At 43.8% G+C, this 23754-nt stretch carries 25 protein-coding genes and 1 pseudogene; 15 read left to right on the forward strand and 11 right to left on the reverse strand.

Annotation, left to right across the window (positions count from 1 at the left end):
* Window positions 1–95: 95 nt before the first annotated feature.
* The gene (locus RMY27_RS22410) at window positions 96–323 is read left to right on the forward strand and encodes a hypothetical protein (protein WP_322666923.1); all 228 of its coding nucleotides are present in this window, start codon (window positions 96–98) and stop codon (window positions 321–323) included.
* A 307-nt stretch (window positions 324–630) separates the two neighbouring features.
* Window positions 631–1152, forward strand: a complete 522-nt coding sequence (locus RMY27_RS22415) for an Hsp20/alpha crystallin family protein (protein WP_322666925.1) — start codon at window positions 631–633, stop codon at window positions 1150–1152.
* Between the two features lie 275 nt (window positions 1153–1427).
* Here RMY27_RS22415 and RMY27_RS22420 read toward each other — a convergent pair whose 3' ends face one another.
* Window positions 1428–1787, reverse strand: a complete 360-nt coding sequence (locus tag RMY27_RS22420; protein ID WP_322666927.1) for a Rieske (2Fe-2S) protein — start codon at window positions 1785–1787, stop codon at window positions 1428–1430.
* A gap of 259 nt (window positions 1788–2046) precedes the next feature.
* On the opposite strand from RMY27_RS22420, the gene RMY27_RS22425 reads away from it, so the two are divergent.
* The 4 genes from RMY27_RS22425 to RMY27_RS22440 all read left to right on the forward strand — a co-directional run bounded on the left by RMY27_RS22425 (window position 2047) and on the right by RMY27_RS22440 (window position 8115).
* Window positions 2047–3885: a vWA domain-containing protein gene (locus tag RMY27_RS22425; RefSeq protein WP_322666929.1), complete on the forward strand. Its 1839-nt coding sequence runs from the start codon at window positions 2047–2049 to the stop codon at window positions 3883–3885.
* Between the two features lie 240 nt (window positions 3886–4125).
* Window positions 4126–5169 carry a type I glyceraldehyde-3-phosphate dehydrogenase gene (gene gap / locus RMY27_RS22430; protein WP_322666931.1) on the forward strand — a complete coding sequence of 348 codons (1044 nt, stop codon included), beginning with the start codon at window positions 4126–4128 and terminating at the stop codon, window positions 5167–5169.
* A gap of 272 nt (window positions 5170–5441) precedes the next feature.
* Window positions 5442–6872, forward strand: coding sequence for a pyruvate kinase (pyk, locus tag RMY27_RS22435; protein WP_322666933.1), 1431 nt, complete (start codon window positions 5442–5444; stop codon window positions 6870–6872).
* A 238-nt stretch (window positions 6873–7110) separates the two neighbouring features.
* Window positions 7111–8115 (forward strand): transaldolase, encoded by a 1005-nt coding sequence (locus RMY27_RS22440; RefSeq protein WP_322666934.1) that lies wholly within the window; start codon window positions 7111–7113, stop codon window positions 8113–8115.
* A 250-nt stretch (window positions 8116–8365) separates the two neighbouring features.
* Here RMY27_RS22440 and psbN read toward each other — a convergent pair whose 3' ends face one another.
* A complete protein-coding gene (gene psbN, locus RMY27_RS22445) occupies window positions 8366–8497 on the reverse strand; it encodes a photosystem II reaction center protein PsbN (protein WP_292866665.1) in 132 nt (43 codons plus the stop codon).
* Window positions 8498–8582: 85 nt separating this feature from the next.
* Here psbN and psbH point away from each other — a divergent pair, with 85 nt between their 5' ends.
* The 3 genes from psbH (at window position 8583) to pth (ending at window position 10074) form a co-directional block, all read left to right on the forward strand.
* Window positions 8583–8786 (forward strand): photosystem II reaction center phosphoprotein PsbH, encoded by a 204-nt coding sequence (gene psbH / locus RMY27_RS22450; protein WP_094348882.1) that lies wholly within the window; start codon window positions 8583–8585, stop codon window positions 8784–8786.
* Window positions 8787–8927: 141 nt separating this feature from the next.
* Window positions 8928–9200 (forward strand): TatA/E family twin arginine-targeting protein translocase, encoded by a 273-nt coding sequence (locus RMY27_RS22455; RefSeq protein WP_094348881.1) that lies wholly within the window; start codon window positions 8928–8930, stop codon window positions 9198–9200.
* Window positions 9201–9432: 232 nt separating this feature from the next.
* Window positions 9433–10074, forward strand: coding sequence for an aminoacyl-tRNA hydrolase (gene pth, locus RMY27_RS22460; RefSeq protein ID WP_322666938.1), 642 nt, complete (start codon window positions 9433–9435; stop codon window positions 10072–10074).
* Between the two features lie 270 nt (window positions 10075–10344).
* On the opposite strand, the gene rpsU is transcribed toward pth, so the two are convergent.
* Window positions 10345–10524, reverse strand: coding sequence for a 30S ribosomal protein S21 (gene rpsU / locus RMY27_RS22465; protein ID WP_069073049.1), 180 nt, complete (start codon window positions 10522–10524; stop codon window positions 10345–10347).
* 292 nt (window positions 10525–10816) lie between these two features.
* The gene (locus tag RMY27_RS22470) at window positions 10817–11161 is read right to left on the reverse strand and encodes a hypothetical protein (protein WP_322666939.1); all 345 of its coding nucleotides are present in this window, start codon (window positions 11159–11161) and stop codon (window positions 10817–10819) included.
* A gap of 171 nt (window positions 11162–11332) precedes the next feature.
* On the opposite strand from RMY27_RS22470, the gene RMY27_RS22475 reads away from it, so the two are divergent.
* Complete coding sequence (locus RMY27_RS22475) at window positions 11333–11467, forward strand: hypothetical protein (RefSeq protein WP_322666941.1); 135 nt, start codon at window positions 11333–11335, stop codon at window positions 11465–11467.
* A 71-nt stretch (window positions 11468–11538) separates the two neighbouring features.
* The gene (locus RMY27_RS22480; protein WP_322666943.1) at window positions 11539–12375 is read left to right on the forward strand and encodes an SPFH domain-containing protein; all 837 of its coding nucleotides are present in this window, start codon (window positions 11539–11541) and stop codon (window positions 12373–12375) included.
* Window positions 12376–12378: 3 nt separating this feature from the next.
* Here the strand turns inward: RMY27_RS22480 and folP are convergent, their stop codons facing one another.
* Together folP and tpiA are read right to left on the reverse strand one after the other, a co-directional pair.
* Window positions 12379–13239 carry a dihydropteroate synthase gene (gene folP / locus RMY27_RS22485; RefSeq protein WP_322666945.1) on the reverse strand — a complete coding sequence of 287 codons (861 nt, stop codon included), beginning with the start codon at window positions 13237–13239 and terminating at the stop codon, window positions 12379–12381.
* A 52-nt stretch (window positions 13240–13291) separates the two neighbouring features.
* Window positions 13292–14023 carry a triose-phosphate isomerase gene (gene tpiA / locus RMY27_RS22490; protein ID WP_322666978.1) on the reverse strand — a complete coding sequence of 244 codons (732 nt, stop codon included), beginning with the start codon at window positions 14021–14023 and terminating at the stop codon, window positions 13292–13294.
* Window positions 14024–14245: 222 nt separating this feature from the next.
* Here tpiA and RMY27_RS22495 point away from each other — a divergent pair, with 222 nt between their 5' ends.
* Window positions 14246–15727, forward strand: a complete 1482-nt coding sequence (locus RMY27_RS22495; RefSeq protein ID WP_322666947.1) for a GTP-binding protein — start codon at window positions 14246–14248, stop codon at window positions 15725–15727.
* Window positions 15728–15941: 214 nt separating this feature from the next.
* On the opposite strand, the pseudogene RMY27_RS22500 reads toward RMY27_RS22495, so the two are convergent.
* The 3 genes and pseudogenes from RMY27_RS22500 to hisF all read right to left on the reverse strand — a co-directional run.
* Window positions 15942–16049: pseudogene (locus RMY27_RS22500) on the reverse strand (IS5/IS1182 family transposase); the annotation flags it as partial.
* A 293-nt stretch (window positions 16050–16342) separates the two neighbouring features.
* Window positions 16343–16534 carry a hypothetical protein gene (locus tag RMY27_RS22505; protein WP_094348875.1) on the reverse strand — a complete coding sequence of 64 codons (192 nt, stop codon included), beginning with the start codon at window positions 16532–16534 and terminating at the stop codon, window positions 16343–16345.
* Between the two features lie 99 nt (window positions 16535–16633).
* Complete coding sequence (gene hisF, locus RMY27_RS22510) at window positions 16634–17407, reverse strand: imidazole glycerol phosphate synthase subunit HisF (RefSeq protein ID WP_322666949.1); 774 nt, start codon at window positions 17405–17407, stop codon at window positions 16634–16636.
* A 307-nt stretch (window positions 17408–17714) separates the two neighbouring features.
* On the opposite strand from hisF, the gene ruvB reads away from it, so the two are divergent.
* The 3 genes from ruvB (at window position 17715) to RMY27_RS22525 (ending at window position 21170) form a co-directional block, all read left to right on the forward strand.
* A complete protein-coding gene (gene ruvB, locus RMY27_RS22515) occupies window positions 17715–18815 on the forward strand; it encodes a Holliday junction branch migration DNA helicase RuvB (protein ID WP_322666951.1) in 1101 nt (366 codons plus the stop codon).
* 265 nt (window positions 18816–19080) lie between these two features.
* The gene (locus tag RMY27_RS22520; protein ID WP_322666953.1) at window positions 19081–19884 is read left to right on the forward strand and encodes a tetratricopeptide repeat protein; all 804 of its coding nucleotides are present in this window, start codon (window positions 19081–19083) and stop codon (window positions 19882–19884) included.
* A gap of 11 nt (window positions 19885–19895) precedes the next feature.
* A complete protein-coding gene (locus RMY27_RS22525; protein ID WP_322666955.1) occupies window positions 19896–21170 on the forward strand; it encodes a glycosyltransferase in 1275 nt (424 codons plus the stop codon).
* Window positions 21171–21463: 293 nt separating this feature from the next.
* Here RMY27_RS22525 and RMY27_RS22530 read toward each other — a convergent pair whose 3' ends face one another.
* Both RMY27_RS22530 and RMY27_RS22535 read right to left on the reverse strand, forming a co-directional pair.
* A complete protein-coding gene (locus tag RMY27_RS22530; RefSeq protein WP_322666957.1) occupies window positions 21464–22858 on the reverse strand; it encodes a cytochrome P450 in 1395 nt (464 codons plus the stop codon).
* Window positions 22859–22944: 86 nt separating this feature from the next.
* On the reverse strand, window positions 22945–23748 hold the full coding sequence (locus RMY27_RS22535) for a TIGR01548 family HAD-type hydrolase (RefSeq protein ID WP_322666959.1): 804 nt from the start codon (window positions 23746–23748) through the stop codon (window positions 22945–22947).
* Window positions 23749–23754 lie beyond the last annotated feature (6 nt).

Genomic DNA, 23754 nt, shown 5'->3' on the forward strand with positions numbered 1-23754 from the left:
ATCATGTCCGCTTGATTACTTAATTAAATCCGAAGAATCCCAACAGCCAAAGCTACGGTGTACATACAAGTCCTAAAAACCTAGCTTGATGAGGCTTGACTCGTTCCCAGTCTCCGGCTGGGAATGCATTTATTGAGTCTCTAACTCAATGTCTGACTGGAGGCAGCAGCCCCTTATCAGCCATTGCCATGCTCGTATGGGAAATGGAGCTTTTTTCTACTTGTATCCACACCGTAGCCCTTCGCATTGGGGAGACGCCAAAAGCGTTAGCAAGTCTTCATACAGCAAGCTACGTCCAGCGTCTTTGTCAATCTAACCCTTAGATCGGGCTAGAACTTCTGACTACAAGCAAACTTAATTTAATTAAATTTACATTACATAATGTAGTTTAATTTATGCTTGCCTACTTACTTTGACATTAAGTATTCTCAAGCTTTTCATCCTTTTTTTGTCTGATACGGTAAATCCAACCTATGTCTGTACGGTTTACCCAACTGTTCTTAGATTCTTCTTTTATTAAATTACTTACTAGAGAGAAACAAAGCAAATAAAGCTCCTCTCTAAAAAATACCTCTAAAACTTTGTTTGATTACCCAAAATTGAATTAGAAAGTTAAGGAGAGATTGAAATATGGCACTCATTCGTTGGGAACCATTCCGTGAAATGGAGATTCTGCGTCGTCAAATGGATCAACTATTCTCTGAGCTTACAGTAGCCGAGCGCGATAACTCCGAGATTTCTGCATCAGCGAGAACAGCGTGGGTTCCTGCGGTTGAATTACATGATAATGGCTCAGAGTTGCTATTAAGAGTTGAGATTCCAGGCGTGGAAGCTAAAGACTTGGATATTCAAGTTACTCAAGATGCAGTTTCGATAGCTGGTGAGCATCGTTACGAAAAACATTCACAATCTAACGCTAAAGTTCATTCTGAATTCCGGTATGGCAATTTCACTAGAGTAATACCTCTACCAACCAAAGTTCAGAATCAACAAGTTAAGGCAGACTTGAAAGATGGGATTTTAATTTTGAATTTACCTAAACTGGAGCAAGAGCAGAACAAGGTATTCAAAGTGAATTTAGGCCAAGCTCAAAGTGCTACAGCTTCTATAGAAGCTGGCAATGGTAACACACAAGCCAATATTACATCATAGCAAAGTGTTCAAACTACTTGAGAAGAGGTTCTATTTTCTCATTCAATAGTTCCTATCTCTCTGAAATAGGTAAATCTTGATAGAAACCCCAGCTAAACTCCTCGGCTGGGGTTTTTATTGTTTTTTACTTAGCACTGTTTCGGTAATACTAATTCTGTACAAAGATGCATATAAAAGACCCTCTTGTTAATCCCCTGATGCTTTGGGAGACGGCGTAGCCAAGGGTAAAGATATGCAGCTTCACAAAGAAATGGTATCAATTCAGGCAGAGAGTGCTATTCCTCTTGGACATCAACCCAGATACTGCCTTCTTCCACACGAACTGGAAATACTGGCAATGCTTTTTGTTGTGAAACCAACGAGAGTACCTTACCTACACCAGGTGGCCAGGCACACCATCCTTGTACCTCACCAGTCCGCAGGTCAAATGCACTGCGATGGAAGGTACAAACTATTGCGCCACTTTCAGTGATTTTCCCACTTTTCAACGGTAATTTTAAGTGGGGACAGTTGTTATCTACAGCATAAAGCTGATTTTCGTGATTCAAAAGCAGAATTTTCCGGTTGCCAACTTTCACCACTTCTCGCGTACCTGGGGAAAGTGCATCGGCTGCAAGAACTTTAGTCCAACTCATTAGGTTCTCCTCTCCTAATATATCTGCTTTCAGTTTCCCGCAATAGTGACCAGTGCGATCGCCTTTCAATACCGGAGAGTCGAGAATGCCTACGACGGGCTTTGTCTACGCTGGTGAAATACTAAAACTATAAAATTTTACATTAAATTCAATTTTTGTACTGGCTAAAATTATTTCTGGGTAAACTAAATAAAGCATTTACTGTCTATGTATTACAAGGCTTGTAGCTGATAAAAGACAATTGTGAGGGATATAAAAAATGATTAAGACAAGTTACGAATTTGACCAGTCTATCCTCGCCGTAGGATCTTCATTAAAGACTAATATTCTGCTACGTTTTCGTGCTGACATAGCTAAATCTCCTCGACGTAACCTTAACCTTTCGCTAGTAATTGACCGTTCCGGCTCTATGGCAGGCGCTCCCTTGCATCACGCACTCAAAGCCGCTGAGTCTGTGGTAGATCAACTTGAGCCAGATGACATTCTTTCAGTAGTTGTTTACGACGATGAAGTGGACAGTGTTGTGCCACCCCAAGCTGTGACTAACAAAGCCGCCCTGAAAAACTCCATTCGCAAAGTGAGAGCAGGCGGTATTACCAACTTATCGGGGGGATGGCTCAAAGGCTGCGAACACGTGAAGACGCGACTCGATCCGCAAAAAATCAACCGTGTTCTTCTGCTTACCGATGGTCACGCCAATATGGGCATTCAAGACCCCAAAATACTGACGGCGACAGCAGGACAAAAAGCTGAGGAAGGCATTATCACAACTACGTTAGGTTTTGCTCAGGGTTTCAACGAAGACCTGCTGATTGGGATGGCTAGGGCAGCTACGGGCAACTTCTATTTCATTCAGAGCATTGACGAAGCAACTGAAGTGTTTAGTATTGAGCTAGACAGTCTCAGAGCAGTAGTGGGACAGAACTTGAAGTTGACACTTGAATTGGCCGATGGTGTCAGCCTGGTTGATACCTTAAGTCTGGCTAAAGTTAGCCAGAATGATGCAGGTCAAACTGTCATCACCTTGGGAGAGCTTTACGAGGGCGAAGATAAACTTCTCGGTTTGAGTCTGGGGATATCAAGCGCTCAAGTTGGTGATTTACCTGTGATGAAACTGCATTACAGCGCCGATGTTGTGCAAGATGACCGCATTCAAAGCGTTTCAGGTACAGTCGATGTCGTCGCCAAAGTTGGCACTGTTGAGGAAGCAGCTTTTGCTGCTACAAGCCATATAATTCTGGAACTGAGTCGCCTTACCATTGCTAAAGCCAAAGAGACTAGCCTTAATCTCGCTGAACATGGCAAGCATCAGGAAGCTGAACAAACCCTGCGGGCACTTGTGAAAGATTTGCGAGATAAAGGGTTGAACGAGAATTTTGAAATTGCTGAAGAGATCGATCAACTTGAATATTTCGCCAGTCGAATTGCTCAAAAAGCTCTAGGTAATTCTGGACGGAAAGAGATGCGGGATCAGACTTACCAAACGATGACGCGCAATCGCAGCGATTTGGTGGGTCGCGGTGTCACTACTGGCGATGAAGTGTACGCCATGCCCATTGTGAATGAAGTCGGTTCAGGTGTTGAATTGCACTGCGTTCGTGAAGGCGGTAAACTGCGGGTCAAGGTCATGTCTGAAGGCTACGATTCAACCAAGAACATCCAGTTTCCTCGTGCCATTCGTGCCGAAGGGGCGCGCTATGTCGTTGAAGGATTGGAACTCTCAAGCGATGCTACTTTCTATCGGGTACGTGGTAAGATTACCCGTTTTGCTCAACCCGGTGAAACAGATATCTTCGTTGCCCCTAGACAATCCAATCGAGCTAACACAGGTAAAGCTTCCAAAGGGCCTGCCAGTGCTGCCGATCTGCCCACAACTGACAGTGTAGGGGACAGTATTTTAGTTCAGTGTGTCAAAGATGGCAGCAAACTACGTGCTAGGGTGGTTTCCGACGGATATGAACCGGATTGGAATATGCGTTTTCCGCGATCGGTTCGCGAAGAAGGAATGCTTTACGTCGTTGATGAAGTCAAAACCGCACCAGATGGCAAGTCTTATATTGCCTGTGGTGAAATTAAGCGGTTTGTCCAACCCACTTGAATTGAGGAGTGGGGAGCAGGGGAGCAGGGGAGCAAGAAAGAAGTTGCAGTCAGTTTCCCCCTCCGCACCTCTGCCCCTCTGCACCTCTGCCTCTTCTAATGCCCAATCCTTAAAATATGCCAAGTAAATATGCCTTAGCTGACTGAGACTGTCAGGATCAAAGAGTAAAGAGTAAAAGGCAATCTATTTTGACTTTTAACTTTCTCCTTTTGTTCAACTTCCACAACGGGAGGTTTAATTTTGACTAAATTAAAAGTTGGTATCAATGGCTTTGGTCGAATCGGGCGACTTGTGCTTCGTGCTGGCATCGATAATCCCAACATTGAGTTTGTGGGCATTAACGATCTAGTACCACCAGATAACCTCGCTTATCTATTAAAGTACGACTCAACCCACGGTCAATTAAAGCACAAGGTTGAAGCCAAGGAAGACGGCATCCTGATTGACGAACATTTCATTCCTTGTGTGTCAGTTAGGAATCCAGCAGAGTTACCTTGGGGAAAACTAGACGCAGATTATGTCGTGGAAGCTACCGGACTCTTCACTGACTACGAAGGAGCTGCAAACCACCTAAAGGCAGGTGCAAAGCGAGTGGTAATTTCCGCTCCCACCAAAGATCCAGATAGAGTTACTACCCTGTTAATGGGTGTCAATCATCACCTATTTGACCCTGGTAAGGATATCATTGTCTCCAATGCAAGCTGCACTACAAACTGTTTAGCTCCCATAGCTAAGGTGATTAATGATAACTTTGGGTTGACTGAAGGGTTGATGACCACAGTTCATGCTATGACTGCCACTCAGCCAACTGTAGACGGTCCCAGCAAGAAAGACTGGCGGGGTGGTCGAGGTGCATCCCAAAATATTATTCCCTCCTCCACAGGCGCAGCGAAAGCCGTAGCACTGGTTTTACCAGAATTGAAGGGCAGGTTAACTGGGATGGCATTACGAGTTCCGACTCCCGATGTCTCTGTGGTTGATTTAACTTTCAAAACAGCCAAAGCCACCAGTTATCAGGAAATCCGTGCTGCTATGAAGGAGGCTGCGGCAGGTTCTCTAGCAGGTATTTTGGGTTACACAGATGAAGAAGTAGTTTCCACAGATTTTCAAGGCGATACCCATTCTAGTATCTTCGATGCAGGTGCTGGGATTGAGTTGAATTCTAACTTCTTCAAGGTAATAGCCTGGTATGACAACGAGTGGGGCTACTCAAATCGCGTGATTGACCTGATGTTGTCTATGTCACAGAAGGAAAAACTCGCCTCGACAGCGGTTGTGGTTTGATTAGTCATTAGTCATTAGTCATTAGTCATTAGTCATTAGCTTTTGACTGCTGACTCTTGACTAGAGATTTTTGGGATTTGGGCCAAATGGTAAATACTCCGAAAATAAAACGGAATCTAGTATTTTTATTTAGCAAACCAGTGATATGAAGCACGTGTGAATTTGGATGTTTTGTGCGATGTCTACGATGGTCACTGAGCTTGTCGAAGTGCGGGCTACGCCTACGCTCAAAGCATCCAAATTTGCAGGTTAATCCTCAACCTCCAATCCCTATGCGTCGAACCAAAATCATTTGTACTGTTGGCCCGGCTACATCTGCACCTGAAAAGCTGCAAGCCTTGGTAAAAGCTGGAATGAATGTGGCACGGCTGAATTTTTCCCACGGAGCTTATGAATTCCACGCCCAAACGGCTCACTATCTCAGGCAGATTAGTACTGAGTTGCAAAAGCCGATCGCCATTATGCAAGACCTATGTGGCCCGAAAATTCGTTTGGGAACTTTACCACCAGAAGGGTTAAATTTAGAAGCTGGTACTGAAGTCACCTTTGTTTTGCAAGAAAAGGGTGAGAGTATCGACGAACTACCCTTACCATTACCGACTTTGTTTGCAATGGTGCGACCAGGCGAACCAATTTTGATTAATGATGGTCGCGTCAAATTGATAGTTACCGATCGCGATGCCGATCGCATTCGGGCACAAGTAAAAATTGGCGGGTTAATTTCTACACACAAAGGAGTAAACCTACCACAAACTCCTTTACCTGTTAGTTCGATCACCGAAAAAGACTTGCTGGATTTGCGCTTTGGGATTCAGTTGGGTGTAGACTGGGTAGCGGTGTCCTTCGTGCGATCGCCACAAGATTTAGAACCCGCCAAGCGGATGATTGAAGCGGCTGGCGCTTCCATCCGCTTAATTGCCAAAATCGAAAGAGCAGAGGCAGTAGAGAATTTTGATTCCATTCTAAAAGTTGCCGACGCGATTATGATTGCCCGTGGCGATTTAGGGGTAGAAGTGCCAATTCATGAAGTACCCTTAATTCAAAAAGATATTATTCGCCGTTGCAATCGTGCTGGCAAGCCGGTGATTACAGCCACCCAAATGCTAGAGTCGATGATTAGCGCTCCTGACCCCACCCGCGCCGAAGCAACCGATGTTGCTAACTCTATCTTGGATGGAACAGACGCGGTAATGCTTTCTGGTGAAACAGCTGTCGGACAATATCCCATCGCCGCCGTCGAGATGATGCACAACATCGCCGTGCGGACAGAACAAGCTCTAGATGAGGGTAGCAAAAATGCTTGGTGTCATGAAGCAGGCAGTCTTAGCGTTACCGAATCTGTGGCAGAATCCGTCTGTCGCATCGCTTATGAAACTGGCTCACGGGCAATTCTTTGTAATACTTCATCAGGAAGTACGGCGAGAATGGTTTCTAAATATCGGCCGACTTCTCCCATTATTGCCCTAACCTCTGACATCACCGCTTATCGCCAACTAGCACTTTCTTGGGGTGTGGAAGCTTTGCTCATCCCACCAGTCCACAATGCCGAAGAGATGTTTACCAATGTGGTGAACACAGTTGTAGACATGGGTCTAGCAAACAAGGGCGATAAAGTAGTAATTACCTCTGGTGTTCCAATTGGTAAATCAGGAACAACTAGTTTAATCAAAGTGCATTCCATTGGACAGCCAATTTCGGCATAAGGCACTTAAAATAAGGCTGTGGCTGAAGATAGTAAGCAAAATTGGGCAATGATTAAGAAAAATTGCCAGAATCAGAATTGAAGGAACTGGAAACTGGAAACTGGTGATTGGGGACTAGAGACTAAGGAGACAAGGAAATAAATAACTCTTAACTTCTCACTCAGCACTCAGCACTCAGCACTCAGCACTAATTTGGTGGGGAATAAGTAAATCCTAAACAAACATTACGGAGTATTTTATGTCCAAGAATTTACTGGAACAATTGCGACAAGTGACTGTTGTGGTCGCAGATACAGGGGATATCCAGGCAATTGAAAAGTTCAAACCCCAAGACGCTACCACCAATCCTTCGCTGATTACTGCTGCGGCGCAGATGCCAGAATATCAGGAAATTGTCGATCAAACTTTACTCCAAGCGAAGAAAGATGCTGGAGCCGGAGCCACCCAAGCACAGATAGTTTCTCTAGCTTTTGACCGTTTGGCAGTTGCCTTTGGATTAAAGATTTTGCAAATCATTCCTGGTCGTGTATCTACAGAAGTGGATGCTCGTTTGTCCTACGATACCGAAGCTACTGTCACTAAGGCACGGGAATTAATTGCTCAGTATAAAGCTGCTGGAATTGGCCGCGATCGCGTTTTAATTAAAATTGCCAGCACTTGGGAAGGCATTCGCGCTGCGGAAATTTTAGAGAAAGAAGGTATTCACTGTAACCTTACCTTGTTATTTGGTCTTCACCAAGCGATCGCCTGTGCAGAAGCCGGGATCACCCTAATTTCTCCCTTCGTCGGTCGGATTCTTGACTGGTACAAAAAAGATACCGGACGCGATAGCTACCCAGCAGCCGAAGATCCAGGAGTTTTGTCTGTCACCAAAATCTACAACTATTACAAGAAATTCGGCTATAAAACCGAAGTTATGGGAGCTAGTTTCCGTAACGTTGGTGAAATTACTGAACTTGCAGGTAGTGATTTGCTGACCATTTCCCCGTCGCTTTTGGCTGAATTGCAAGCAACTGTTGGAGAACTGCCACGCAAACTTGACCCTGCGAAGGCAGCAAGCTTGTCAATCGAAAAGATATCCATTGACAAAGCCAGCTATGACAAGATGCATGCTGCTGACCGCATGGCAACTGACAAACTAGACGAAGGTATTAAAGGTTTCACCAAGGCCCTAGAAGACCTTGAGAAACTTTTGGCAGACCGACTGGTTCGCCTAGAAGGAGAGGTAGTGGCAACCCATTAGGGACTTGCAATTAAAAAACGTCCAAAGTAGTGTGCGTTACGGCTTAAGCCGTAACGCACTTTAAATATCATGTCTGGGTAATTAGTTATGATTGCCATAGTCATTTCACCCCACACGCTAATCGCTCATCGAGGAAACTCCGACCAGCAACAGCAATGCTTGTCTACGTAGGTGTAGCCCGCACTTCGACAAGTTCAGTGACCATCGTAGACATCGCACCAACAAATGATGCGGACATGATATGACTCTTTTAATCTTCGTGGTCATCGAACGGATCGTTCAATTCCTTGCTAGGAGGGCCAAAGGAGGTATAAATCGAAACTCCAGTGATGGCAATCACCACGGCAGCCACAGAAATGCTAAGAACTATTGCGGGTTCCATAATTGAGAGATAGATGATGAGTGCTATTCTTATAGAATATTACAGAAGATTAAAAAAAGCTTTGGCAAGTAATCTTAGGTGAACTATGGCACAAAGGACTAGGTTGGGAGATATCCTGAAACCACTTAACTCTGAGTATGGAAAAGTGGCTCCAGGTTGGGGTACTACCCCTGTTATGGCTGTTTTTATGGCGCTATTTTTCGTGTTTCTGCTGATTATTCTGCAACTTTACAATAAATCACTGTTGGTTCAGGATGTATTTGTCGATTGGCGCAGTTTAGGACGCTAACGCATACACAGCGAGCGAGTTTGGATAACAAGTTAAGTTTCACCCGGTTCTTCCGGGTTTTTTTGTGAGTTGCGATTTCCGACTAGACTAACTATATATGTGAGTTTCTGTAGTGGTTTTAGAGTTTACAGGAGACAAAAAATGAATATATTTGGTATCGGTCTGCCGGAAATGGCTGTAATTATGGTAGTGGCGCTGTTAATCTTTGGCCCAAAAAAGCTACCAGAGATCGGTCGGAGTGTGGGCAAAACAATTCGTAGTTTCCAAGAAGCTTCTAAGGAGTTTCAAAACGAGTTTCAAAAAGAAGCAGAACAGTTAGAAGAAGTTGTACAGACTACTGCTGAATTGGAACCTAAGCAAATCCACCCTGCGAAATCTGAGCAGGATACCGCTAGTTCTTCCCAACCTAGCTAGTCTGTCAAGTTCGTAGTAAGGACTTTAGTCCTTATTTTCTAAGCACTAAAGTGCTTAGTACAAACCCTTCATTACTAGTAGTCTGGCAACCCAAAAATGTTAGGTGGAGGTTGGGTAAAGGGAAAAGGTAAGGGATAAAAAACTTTTACCCTTTACCCCTGCTCCTTTACCCCGCTAAGTTGCCAAGGCGTACTACTGGAAGAGTGCTGCATATCAATTGACTGTAGGCAAAATGACAGAAGCTGTTACGCAACCAGCTTTGGTAATTCCACAACTAATCGTCGGGTTAGGGAATCCAGAAGCTAAATATGACCAAACACGCCATAATATCGGTTTTGCTGCTTTAGAAACTCTCTCTCGTTCTTGGCACATTTCCTTAACAGAAAACCGCAAGTTTCAGGGTGAGTATGGCGAGGGTATGGTTCCAGGTGGAGGTAAGATTCGCTTGCTAAAGCCGTTAACTTATATGAATCGCTCAGGACAAGCAATACAAGCAGTGACAAGTTGGTATAAATTGCCGCCTGAGTCAGTGTTGATAATTTACGACGATATGGATTTGCCCTTGGGAAAAACTCGTTTGCGTTTATCTGGTTCGGCTGGAGGACATAACGGTATGAAAAGTGCGATCGCACATCTTAGTACCCAAAACTTTCCCCGTTTGCGAATCGGTATTGGTAAACCCAAAGATGCAGCTAATAACGATGATTCTGGTGCTATCTCTCATGTGCTAGGGCGATTTTCCGCTACCGAAAATCAGCAGATGTCTCTTGTACTTCAGTTCGTAGTTGAGTGTATTGAACTAAGCCTCAAGCAAGGAGTAGAAAAGGCGATGAATGTTTGTAATAGCCGCACCATTAATAATTCTGAGTCTTAGGGCTGGATGAATACTGTCCTATCAGCTGATTAAAGAAAGCTAACCAATGTTTAAAGGCGCTTATTTTGGTTGATGGGCAGCGATTTTAGCTTGCTCCATCTAACCAAGATAAAGTCTCTAATGCTCTCTACGTATAGGAAAAGTAACTCATTTACATCCTAATTAGCGGTGCGGCAGACTTTGCTAAATGTTTGTATGAATAATGGCGCTTTTGCTATTGCCTGTTTTCGGTGATAACCTCAAGCAACGCCGATATCACACCAAATAGGTTTATTTAAAACGTCTTGTGCGTCTAGCTGCCACTGCCTTACGTTTGCGTTTTTCTATTGGTGTTTCAAAGTGCCGATGATATTTCACATCAGCTAATATCCCAGCTTTGGAAACCTGGCGTTTAAACCGACGCAAAGCTGAGTCTATTCCTTCGTTCTCTCCTAGAACCACCTGGGTCATTCTTCCCTTTTCCTCATTATCAATAGTTTCCATTCTAATATTACCCTCCACCTTAGTAAAACTCCTCTGAGCTAAAGTCATGATTAAGAGGCTATTCGTCCGGTTGAGGCGGGTTATGTGTGCTTCTGGCTCTTGAAATCGGTACTTAACTAAAAGTTAATCTTAGTGCCCTCATGCACTCTCAGAACCAATAGAGAAGATGGGGAAATGATAATAGTAAATTTTTTTGACTGTACTCTGAACTGGGGAATAATGTAATCTTAGTTACTAAAATACATGATGAAAACAGATTTTAAAAGTTTATTCTGCCCTCATTTAGTAATTTATATCCAGTTGCTAATGCTGTAAAAGCAATTATGAAATTCCATAAGCTAGTAGGCTTTAAAATAACTCCACCGCTTAAGAAAATTAGTACTATGCCAATGCCTAAAAAAATCCATCCCAAGTTACCAGTTTCTCTTCGAAAAAAGACTAATGCAAATACACCTACCATCGTTGCTAAAACTGAAGCTGTCGCAGGTAAGCTACGGTAAAAATATGAATAGTAACCGCTAACAAATATGATATTTTGACCAAAAAAGTATAATCCTGTGAAAAGTAGAATTAAACCTATAAGTTTGATTAACAACCTGCCCATAATATTTTGATATTTTTAATGACCCAAGCCGATTTTTATCCGATTATAGTGGGGTTTTTACAATGTTGCAAATTTTACTTACATTAATTTAAATTACGTAAATATGCTTAAAAAATGATCAGGTTGTCTGAAAATACCAGTACAAGTAATGTTGATTACATTAAGTAGTCCTTGCCAGCGTTTTATCAAGGTGCTTTAATAGCGATCGCATTCCGCAAAATAGTCTTACTTAGAGAATATGTACAAAATATGCAGCGACTCGACATCGCTGCCAGTGTTGATAAAATTACAGACTCAAAACATTAAACTCAAAGATATGACAAGCTAGTAGCATATCTTTGACACTAAATTCTCCCCAAAGCTGAATAGGAGCATACATGGAGCCAATTATTGCTATAGTTTTAGCCCTTATAGGTTATGCATTAGGTTCTGCAAAACTGATTAATCAAGGAAATGAAGCCCTAGTCGAACGCTTAGGGCGGTATCATCGAAAACTTAAGCCGGGGCTGAACTTTATTGTTCCCTTGGTCGATCAGATTGTGATGGAAGATACTACACGAGAGCAGTTTACAGACATCAAACCTCAGAATGTGATCACCCAAGATAATATTTACGTAGAAGTGGATGCTATTGTATACTGGCGTATTCGAGATATCGAGAGAAGCTTTTACGCGATTGAGGATCTGCAAGGGGCATTAACACAGATAACCACAACTACGCTCCGAGAAATCATTGCCCAAAATACCCTAGAGCAGACCAACGTCTCTAGAGCAGAGATGGACTCAGCTATCTTAGATCAGTTGAATCATGTAACGGCAGATTGGGGAGTTGAGATTCTCCGGTTAGATATTCAGAGAATTACTCTACCTGATAGTGTGCGAAAGTCTAGGGAAGAGGAACAAGCTGCCGTCATCAAAAAACGGGCACTGATTACCGAAGCAGAAGGGGAAAAGGAAGCTGCGATTAAGAAAGCAGAAGGAACTATGGCTTCAGTGCAAATCATTTCTCAAGCTCTCCGTTCCAATCCCGATAGTAGGGACATTTTGCGGTATCTTGTGGCTCAAGATTACGTAGATGCTAGCCAAAAACTTGGTGAGAGCAGTAATGCCAAAATTGTCTTTGTAGATCCAGCTAACTCAAGTGAAATGTTTCAGGAGTTGATAGCCGAGTCAGTAAATCAAGAAGGTAACGGCAAAAAAATCGAAGAACGGTAACACTTAAGAGTTATGCTGTGTAGCCTGTCTCAATAGGGCATCGGCGACTAATGAAACATCGCGCATTTCTTGAACATCGTGAACTCGGAGGATATCAGCGCCATTAAAAATAGCAGCACAACAAGCTGCTGCCGTTCCCCAAACTCGTGCTTTGGGATCTGGTTGATTTAAAATGCGACCAATAAAACTTTTACGAGATGCTCCTACCAAGATAGGACAGTTGAGTGGTGCAAGCGATCGCAAGCTGCGAAAAATTTCTAAATTTTGCTCATAGTTTTTAGCAAAACCAATACCAGGATCGATAATAATTTTATCCCGGTCAATACCCGCAGTAGTTGCTGCCTCAATTTGCCGAGCCAAAAAACTATAAATCTCACCAAGCAAATCTTGATAATCAGTCTGTTGTTGCATTGTCTGTGGTGTTCCCCGGATGTGCATTAAAATCATCGGCACACCTAACTCTGCCACTGTTGCCAACATTTCTGAGTCAAAAGTGCCGCCAGAAATATCATTAATAATATCCGCTCCAGCTTTTACAGATGCCTTGGCCACAGCAGCACGGGTTGTATCTACAGAAATCGGGACTGAAATCTCTGGTCTTAGCACCTGTAATACCGATAGTACCCGGTCAAGTTCCTCCACCAGAGTTATTTGCTTTGCCCCTGGTCGAGTTGATTGACCGCCCACATCAATGATGTCAGCACCAGCAGCCACCAGTGCTTGCGCCTGTATTAAAGCGGTAGAGGAAGTGTTAAACTCACCCCCATCACTAAAGCTATCGGGCGTTACATTTAAAATGCCCATCAAATAAGTCCGCTGTCCCCAATTGAAACAGCGTCCTCGAATTATCAAGTTCCTTGGCATAAATCTACATTAGGCATTCCCATGCTCTGCATGGGAACGAGAAAAAAGCACATCACACTGATTTAAAATTCACAATCCGAGCGAAACTCTCAGGTTCTAGACTTGCTCCTCCCACGAGGACGCCATCAATTTCTGGTTGAGCCATAATCTCATCAATATTATTCGGCTTGACTGAACCGCCATATTGAATTGATACATTCGGATTAGTCAACTGGCTACGAATTAAGCCAATTATTCGATTAGCTTCCTCTACTTCACAAGTGTCACCCGTGCCAATCGCCCAAATCGGTTCGTAGGCAATCACCAAATTATCCTGATCGATATCTACCAAGGCTTTGTCGAGTTGGAGAGCAATGAGTGATTCAGTTTCTCCCGCATCTCGTTGTTGTTTGCTTTCGCCAACACAAAGAATTGGAGTCAAACCAAACCTTTGAGCAGTTCGGAGGCGCAGATTAACGGTAGCGTCCGTTTCCCCAAAATATTGCCGCCGTTCGCTATGACCGACAATCACAAAGCGCACACCACTTTCTGTCAGCATCGGGCCAGAAATCTCACCCGTATAGGCTCCATATTCTTCCCAATGGATATTTTGTGCCCCCAGTTGGATGAGGCTACCGTGCAAGGTCTTGGACAAAACACTTAAATCAGTGAAAGGAGGACACAATATCACTTCTCGCCCTTGGGGGGTTTCCTCTAAGTGGGGCAGAAATCCTTGTAAAAACTCCTGGGTTTCTGCCTGGGTTTTGAACATTTTCCAGTTGCCGGCAATAACGATTTTCCGCACAGGTAATTTAGTCAAGATCCTAACGCGTTATATTAGATGCATTTTTCAGTTTATGACTTTTTGTTAGCCATTAGTCATTGGTCATTGGTCATTTGTCAGTAGTTATTCTCCTCTGCTTCTCTGCCTCCCCTGCTCCCTCATCTCCACAAACCTCTGTTAAAAATAACTAGGATAAGAGACAGGGCTAATTTAAAAATCCCAAATTTCCAATCTCAAATTGATATGACTTCGACATTGCCCGTGCCTGAACCTCATCAAAGCGATTCCGCTAACACTGACGCAAATTCTCTCACCTGGGAGGAAGAACTGGATAGTGCTATTTTCAGTTTTGAAGACATTCAAACGGAACTGAACTATAAACAAGCACAAACGGCGCTGCGAAACTTGGTAGCCAATCTTGACCTCACTCCCCAGGAAAAAACTGGGTTAGAGGCGGAAATTGCTGATTTGGAAACCATGCTGGGCAAGTTAGACCGCATGGTAGTACAAATTGCGGCTTTTGGCATGGTGGGACGTGGTAAGTCTTCGCTACTCAATGCTTTGGTTGGGCAAACAGTATTTGAAACTGGGCCACTGCACGGTGTCACCCGTGCTGCACAAAGAGTTAATTGGAGTATTACTGAGGAGGCGATTGGGGAAAATGAACGTGCTTTGCGTGTCACTCTTCCTGGTGTAGGTCAATCCCAGGTAGAATTAATTGATACTCCTGGGTTAGACGAAGTAGATGGTGCAACCCGCGCCGCCTTAGCTGAACAGATTGCCAAACAAGCAGATTTGATTCTGTTTGTGATATCTGGCGACATGACAAAGCTGGAATACGCCGCCCTTTCTCAGTTGCGGGAAGCAGGTAAACCGATCATTCTGGTATTTAACAAGGTAGACCAGTATCCAGAAGCAGACCGGATGGCAATTTATCACAAAATTCGGGATGAAAGGGTACGGGAATTACTTACACCTTTGGAAATTGTGATGGCTGCGGCATCGCCATTGGTAAAGACAGCGATTTGTCGTCCTGATGGTACGAGGGGCATACAGTTGCGTACAGGGAATGCCCAAGTCGAGGAACTGAAGCTGAAAATCTTGGAGATTCTGCATCGTGAGGGCAAAGCCTTGGTTGCCCTTAATACTATGCTTTATGCCGATATCGTAAATGAGCAGTTGATAGAACGAAAACTGATGATTCGGGAACAGAATGCCAATCAGTTGATTTGGAAGGCTGTGATGACTAAAGCATTAGCGATCGCACTCAATCCTGTAACTGTGGTAGATATTCTGAGTAGTGTGGTAATTGATATTGCTCTGATTTTGGGTTTATCTAAACTCTATGGCTTCTCTATGACGGAAGCCGGGGCTGTACAATTGCTACAAAAAATTGCCCTGAGTATGGGCGGTATCGGTGCTAGTGAATTGTTAGCAAATCTAGGCTTGAGTGGATTAAAAACTTTACTTGGGATCTCTGCAACAGCTACGGGTGGCATTGCACTAGGCCCTTATATATCGGTAGCAATTACCCAAGGAGGAGTAGCTGGTGTTTCTTCTTACGGTATTGGACAAGTTACCAAAGTTTATTTAGCCAATGGCGCAACTTGGGGGCCTGATGGCCCGAAAGCAGTAATTAATCGGATTTTGGCAAACTTGGATGAGAGTTCAATTCTTAACCGGATTAAAGATGAATTACTCCACAAAGTCAAACTCAAAAAGTGATGGATCAATCTGACTTTTCACGGCATCTGGAAAACCTCTCTCTAAATCTCTCTCCTAAAAGGAGAGAGACTTTGAATTTCCCCCTTCCCGCGTCGGGAAGGGGGTTAGGGGGTTAGGTTTTTCGTGGACTTTTCCACATAACGTGAAAAGTCAGATGGATTAATAAGGTTTGGTTAGTCATATTTATGCTTATATCTGATTCGTCAAGAAAAGCTTAAGGTGCAATTCGCTTTACTATCAGACGAATCAATGAGCCATAAATCATTGCTTCACTTAACTCTGTGTACAACTCATAATCCTTACTCAAACGCCGAAATCGATTGCGAAATCTAAATTTGTGAATGTAAAGGTGCGCTACCAACTGCGCTATAACCCCTTAGAGGATATTTTAAAAGAGTATTTTGCTCTCATAATTAGCACAGCCAAGTATTTAAGTATGTAGCGAGAACCTTGGTTTTTCGTTGTATTTACCGTAGTCCATAAGGCAAAAATTATACTTTGTGCTACTTTTAAAACATTTTCTTGAAATCAGCTATACAATTACTTAGTTATTATTACGTTGTCAAGCTTTCTGGAAACTAAATTTTAAATATCTCTTCTGACACTCAGCACTCTCTAGGATACTTGCAACAAATAGGTCATACAATGCCCCATCAAAAAGTAAACTACTAACATGGCAGCAGCAGCCAGAGCGACCAATGTACCAGCCAACATTAGAGAAAATTCTTTACTCTCATAGGCTTTTTCCATTAAGTGCAGCGACCACGCTACCAAGGCTACATCAAAAAGTAATATAGGAAGCAACATATTTTTTAATATTTGTTAATACTTGTAAAATAATATTAACACCCTTTTCAGGAAGTGTGTTTAACCTTAGATGGATGTCATTAAATGAGTAATAGTGGATCAACAGAATGTTCTGACTGGCACGTTGCGATCGCGCAAGTAACTTTTAATTTCTGCTACGCTTAATTGTCCGTAATGTAACAGTGATGCGAGTAATGCGGCTTCAGCTTTGCCTTCAGTTAGGGCTGTGTAGATATGTTCACAATTACCTGCACCACCAGAAGCAATAACTGGAATTTCTACAGCATTGGCAATTGCCCGTGTGATCTCAATGTCGTACCCAGCTTGGGTTCCATCAGCATCCATACTTGTGACTAGCAGTTCTCCGGCCCCCCGTTTTTCAACTTCCTGTGCCCACAATAGGGCATCTAAGCCTGTATTTTCTCTGCCACCCCGCACATACACATCCCAACCTGGATTCTCCGGGTTAGTTCTGCGTCTGGCATCAATAGCAACAACTATGCACTGATTACCAAAACGATCACTGGCCCGATTAATCAAGTCTGGTTCCCGCACTGCCGCAGAATTAATACTAACCTTATCTGCGCCCGCCCGTAACAAAGCTTTAACATTTTCTAAGGATTGAATGCCACCACCTACAGTCAATGGAATAAAGACCTGTTCAGCAGTGCGGTAGACCACATCTAAAATTGTAGCTCGGTCTTCATGAGTAGCTGTAATATCCAGAAATACTAATTCATCAGCACCGGCTTCGTTGTAAACCTTGGCCAGCTCTACCGGATCGCCTGCATCTTGAAGATTAACAAAGTTAACTCCTTTTACAACCCGTCCCGCCTTCACATCTAAGCACGGTAAGATTCTTTTAGATAACATAATAACTTTTGTACTTCTGGGTAATTGACCGGAATTTAAATTTTAAATTGGCGCGGGTATTCTCAACCGAAAATTTTCATGGGTATTGGGCATGGGGCATTGGGAATTGAAAAGAGGCAGAGGGGCGGGGTGCAGGGGGCAGAGGAGAAAACTCTTTTCCCTTGCTCCCGTTCGGCTACGGTACTTCGACTGCGTTCAGTACAAGTCACGGCAAGCCTGCTCCCCTGCTCCCCTGCCCCCCTACTCCCCTGCCCTCCTGCCTCCCTACTCCCTACTCCCTAGTCCCTTAAAAATAGATAGCTGAATTATGGCGATAATCTCCTCGAAAAAACAGCCTCCAGAACCCAACGGAGAACCAAAGCAGCGTCGAGAGTCGGCGAAAGCACCATCCACAGAAAATATTTTGAAGCCTGAAGCTGCGATTGATGAACAAGAACAGCAGGAAGAAGGTATTCGACCACACCGATTTGCTGATTACATTGGGCAAAAAGATTTAAAGGATGTGCTAGATATTGCCATCAAAGCAGCTAAGTCTCGTGGTGAGGTACTGGATCACTTGTTGCTGTATGGGCCGCCGGGATTGGGAAAAACCACAATGGCAATGATTTTAGCATCGGAAATGGGGGTAAATTACAAAATTACCAGTGCGCCAGCCCTAGAACGTCCACGGGATATTGTCGGGCTACTGGTGAATATGAAACCAGGAGATATTTTATTTGTTGATGAAATTCATCGCCTCTCGCGGATGACGGAGGAAATTCTCTATCCGGCGATGGAAGATTATCGCTTAGATATTACCATTGGTAAGGGTTCCAGCGCTCGGATTAGAAGTTTGCCACTGTCAAAGTTTACTCTAGTGGGAGCTACAACCCGTGTGGGTGCTTTAACTTCACCACTGCGCGATCGCTTCGGTTTAATTCAAAAACTGCGATTTTACGAAGTTGACGAACTGACTCAAATTGTACTGCGAACCGCTCAATTACTCAAAACCCCTGTCACAGAAGATGGTGCCACAGAAATTGCCCGTCGTTCACGCGGAACGCCACGAATTGCTAATAGATTACTTAAGCGAGTCCGTGATTATGCGGAAGTAAAAAATTCTGGTGAGATAAATGAAAGCATTGCATCTGAGGCATTGCAACTATTCCAAGTAGATCCTTGCGGTTTAGATTGGACAGACCGCCAGATGCTGAGTGTAATCATTGAACAATTTAACGGCGGGCCAGTGGGGTTGGAAACAATGGCAGCAGCAACGGGTGAAGATACTCAAACAATTGAAGAGGTGTACGAACCTTACCTGATGCAGATTGGGTATTTAACTCGGACTCATCGCGGCAGGATGGCGACTAAAGCAGCATATAAGCATTTGGGATTCACGCCGCCTAATGAACAGTTGTCATTATTGTAATTATGGATATTGGGCATGGGGGGCAAAACAGTGCTGAGTTAAGAGTTAGGAGTTAGGAGTTAGGAGTTAAAAGTTATTCTCCCCTCTGCCCCATTCAGCACGGGCTAAACGCCCCGCTACCGCTAACGAAACTCGGAACTCAGCACTCTTGAGGGGCATTAGGCATTAATACTCGTAAATGAGTCTTTGAACTCCATTCCTCTGGCCCATGCTCAATCACAAATGACAAATGACAAATGACAAAGAACAAATTAGGTAAACCTAAATGATTAAGTTGATTACTATTCTTCTCAGTCTGTTACTTGTGTTTGGCTGGGGTACACCAGTTATGGCACAATCTCAGCCGCCCATTACTCAAGAACAGTTAAAACAAGGTGATGAGTGGGCAAATCAAGCGTTTATAGCGACGAATCAAGGTGACTTTGCGACGGCTGAAACTTACTGGACAAAGATTATTGAGCAATTTCCGACAAATGCCGGGGCGTGGAGTAACCGGGGAAATTCGCGGGTAAGTCAGAATAAGTTACAAGAGGCCTTGGCAGACTATAACAAAGCCATAGAACTAGCACCGAATGTCACCGATCCATATTTGAATCGGGGTGCGGCGTTAGAAGGGATGGGAAAATGGGACGATGCGATCGCAGATTATAATCATGTCTTAGAACTCGATCCTAACGATGCGATGGCATATAACAATCGCGGAAATGCCAAAACAGGTTTAGGAAAATGGGATTCGGCGATCGCAGACTACAAAAAATCTAATGAGATAGCCCCGAATTTTGCCTTCGCGCGTGCTAACTACGCCCTCGCTCTGTATGAAACAGGTCAAAAAGAGCAAGCAATCCGCGAGATGCGAAATATCGCCCGTAAATACTCCAAATTTGCTGATGTGCGTGCCGCCCTCACCGCTGCATATTGGGTAAACGGAGAACAAGGCGAAGCCGAAAGCAACTGGGTGGCAGCTTATGGACTTGATAGCCGTTATAAGGATATCGACTGGGTAAAAAATATCCGCCGTTGGCCTCCTAGCCTAGTTACAGCTTTGGATAAGTTCTTGAAAATTCAGTAGAGGCATTGATCATGACTCATTTTGGTATCATCTGTCCTGGTGCAGCAACTGGGCCCCTCAACACTATGCTTCCCTTGGGGCAAGAACTTCAACGGCGTGGGCATCGCGTCACCTTCTTTGGCTCACTCGATACTCAATCTAAGGTACTGGCAGCAGGAATAGAATTCCAAGCAATTGGTGAAAAAGATTTTGTCCCTGGCTCAACAGCAGAATCCTTTACCAAGTTAGGTCAACTGCGGGGATTGGCTGCGTTGCGATACACTATTGACCTGTTAAAGCGGGTTTCATCTGTGACACTCCAAGAGGCTCCAGCAGCAATTAAAGCAGCAGGCGTAGAAGCTTTGCTAGTAAACCAAAGTTCAATAGAGGGAGGGACAATTGCCGAGTTTCTCAAAATTCCTTTCATCACTGTGTGCAGTGCTGTGGTGCTAAATCGAGAACCTAGCGTTCCTCCTTTTTTCACAACTTGGAAGTATAGTCCATCTGGGTGGGCACGTTTACGCAACCAAATGGGTTACACCTTACTTAATAGCGTCGTCAAACCACTTGAAGATTTGATTAATGAATATCGTCGAGAGTGGAAATTACCCCTGTACTCTAGTCTTAAAGATGGTTACTCTCCACTAGCTCAAATAAGTAATGCACCTGCTGAGTTTGAATTTCCCAGAGAAGAATTACCTCCTTGGTTCCATTTCACTGGAAGCTACCATACTTCAGCTAGTCGAGCAACTGTTTCTTTCCCTTATGAAAAATTAACGGGGAAACCGTTAATTTACGCTTCGATGGGAACATTGCAAAACCGTCTGATTTGGGTTTTTCAGACTATTGCTTCAGCTTGTGAAGATTTGGATGCTCAGTTAGTGATTTCTCTGGGAGGTTCTGCTAAACCAGAATCATTACCAAACTTGGCAGGAAATCCTTTAGTAGTTGAGTATGCACCTCAATTAGAAGTGCTGGAAAGAGCCACCCTCATGATTACTCATGCGGGAATGAATACAACAATGGAATGTCTCAAAAAAGGAGTGCCAATGGTGGCGATTCCAGTTGCTAATGACCAGCCAGGAGTAGCAGCACGTATCGCTTGGACAGGGGCGGGTGAGCTTCTCACCCTCAAAAAACTGAATGTTCCCAGATTGAAAAATGCTATTAAGCGCGTGTTGACAAAAGAATCTTATAAACAGAATGCCCTCAGATTACAAGCAGCTACTCTCGCGGCTGGGGGGGTAAGTCGAGCGGCTGAGATTATTGAGCAGGCTGTTTCTACAGGTAAGCCTGTCTTGGCTTAAACACAATAATCAGAATGAAGTTGATGATGAACTTAGACTCGTTTTATCCGTTCCAATTTCCTGACCGGATTCTTTGAACATCCTTATATAGCAAGGGACTGGGGACTGGTGACTGGGGATTGGGTGAAAAGTCTTGTTGTGTCTAAGTTTTATCATCTGTTAATGTCCTAACCACGTTGGCTGTTGCTATAAAGAGCTGACTTCAAGGGACGTTCCTGCAATAATTTCGTCTACCATATCTACAACGTTTTTGATAGTAAATGCCTCCCTGGTAAGCTGCATTCTAAAATTCTTTACGCTGAACTAGAACTAGTCTGAAGGATGGGCTGATTTTGCTGGCGTCTCCCCTTCACCACCATCTTCACACCACCTGCTGGACTAAATAGCAAACCCTTACGTACTGCCTGCACTGGTTTACTATCAGCCATTTCCATCTCCCAGTGAGACAGCACAGTTGCCAACACCAGTTTCATCTCAAACAAGGCAAATGCCATACCAATACAGCGACGGTTCCCGCCACCAAAGGGTAAATACTCATAGGGAGAAAATTGCCTTTCCAGAAAACGCTCTGGCTTAAATTGTTTCGACTCAGGATATAAATCTTCTCGATGATGGGTCAAATAAATAGAGGGATTGAGCAAAGTACCAGGCTCAAAGTTGTATTCTCCAATTTGTAGCGGTGATTTGACCACTCGATTTAGTGCCGATATTGCTACTGGATAAAGACGTAGCGTTTCAGAACAGACAGCATTCAAATAAGGCAATCGGAAAATAGCATTTGCATCTGGTTGTTCACCCAACTTATCTAATTCTTGCAGCAGTTTTTCACGCACCTGTGGTACATGATGAATCCAGTACAGTGCCCATGATAAGGAAGTTGCAGTAGTTTCATGACCCGCCACTAATAGCGTCATCAGTTCATCACGTAATTCCAGGTCTGTCATTGGCTCTCCTGCTTCATCACGAGCAGCCATCATCAAAGATAGAATATCAGTCCGAGATGAATCGAGTTGTGCTTTGCGATCGCGAATCTCGGCGTAGATAATTTGATCAATCTGCTGCCGTAAACGCAAGTATTTCCCCCAAGGACTCCACGCGCCTAAATCTTGTCGCATTGATGGGAAAAGAAGCAGAATTGTTCTTAAAATAGGGATTTTGGGATTTAGGATTGCAATCAGCAGTTCATTGAGTTTCTCGTAACGTAGCCCATCTTCTAGACCAAATACAGCCTTCAAAATCACTTGGAAAGAGATTGCTTGCATTGATGGCAGAACTGCAAAGGTTTCTCCAACCTGCCACTGATTAATCACTTGCTTAGTGATGTCGCGGATTAATTCACCATAAGCTAGCATTCGTTCCCCATGTAAGGGTGGTGTCAATAGCTTTCGTTGTCGCTGATGAGGCTTTCCCTCCAGCGCCAGTAGTGATTGGCGTCCTAATAAGGGCGATCTAATGCCTGCTGGCTCACCAGAGTCTAAGTGTTTTGGATCTGTAGTAAAAATCTGCTGAATCGCCTGGGGATTGCTAATGAAAACTTGAGCAGGAGAATTTTGTCCTAGCTGAAGGGTGAAGATATCACCATAGCGTTTAGCACAGTCTTCTAGGTATTCTAAGGGATTAGTCAGCCACTGATACGTCTGTACCCAAGGGTGAGTTTGAGGGCCGTTAGGCAGTTTAAGTGCAGACATTTTTATTAATCTCCCAATGATTAAAGCAAGATTCTTATCAGCCAGTCATTTATGCGCCCCTAGCTTGATTAATCTTAGAACACAGATCAAGCAAATGAACTTACCAATTCTTGAATCTGTCTTGAAGTCAATTCCTCCACGTTACGGAAAACTACTGCTGCTCCTGCTGCTATTAGTGTCTTACTATATGCATCACTTCGGGCTGGTGTTTCCTGTACGTGGGGCGGCAGAACGCCTACACCAAGCCAAATGCGAGAAGAATCCAAAGCCTGTGCTTTCTCGACGGTATACATATCTGCTACCGTATCTCCCACATACACGATCGCTAATTTTTGCTCAATTCCATTTTCTAACTCACGAACTGTGGCGAAAAGTCCAGTGGGGTCAGGTTTACCTGGCGCATCTTCCATCGCAATCAACACTGGAGATTCCAAGCCCAAGCGTTTTTCTAAGACATAGTTAGCAGAAGCACGAGTCGCACCGCTAAAAAATCCCCAAGCAATCCCCGCTTGGGTAAGTTGTTCTAAATAACTAGGTTGTAATAATAAGGGTTCATTACAGATATATCCTGTAAAATTATTTGGATCTGAGCCTCGGTAACGCGATTGAAAAAACGCAACGATCGCACTGTAATCTAATTGCAGTTGTTCTCGGCTCTGTCCTTGGGTTTCAAAGTAGCGGTAAATTAATTCCTGTGATGCTTCCCAATCGTTATTCCACACGCCTTCAGATTTTAGTTGGTCAATATCCAGTGGGGTTGGACGATATGCTTGGGTCGTAAAATATTCTACGGTATCTGCGATCGCCCGGCGATAAGAACCGCTAACATCGCGCACAACGCCATCAATATCGAAAATAACGATCGCTTTTGCAGAAGTTGGTTGAGTCATGGGGTA

Source organism: Nostoc sp. DedQUE09 (assembly GCF_034530915.1).
Classification (GTDB): domain Bacteria; phylum Cyanobacteriota; class Cyanobacteriia; order Cyanobacteriales; family Nostocaceae; genus Nostoc.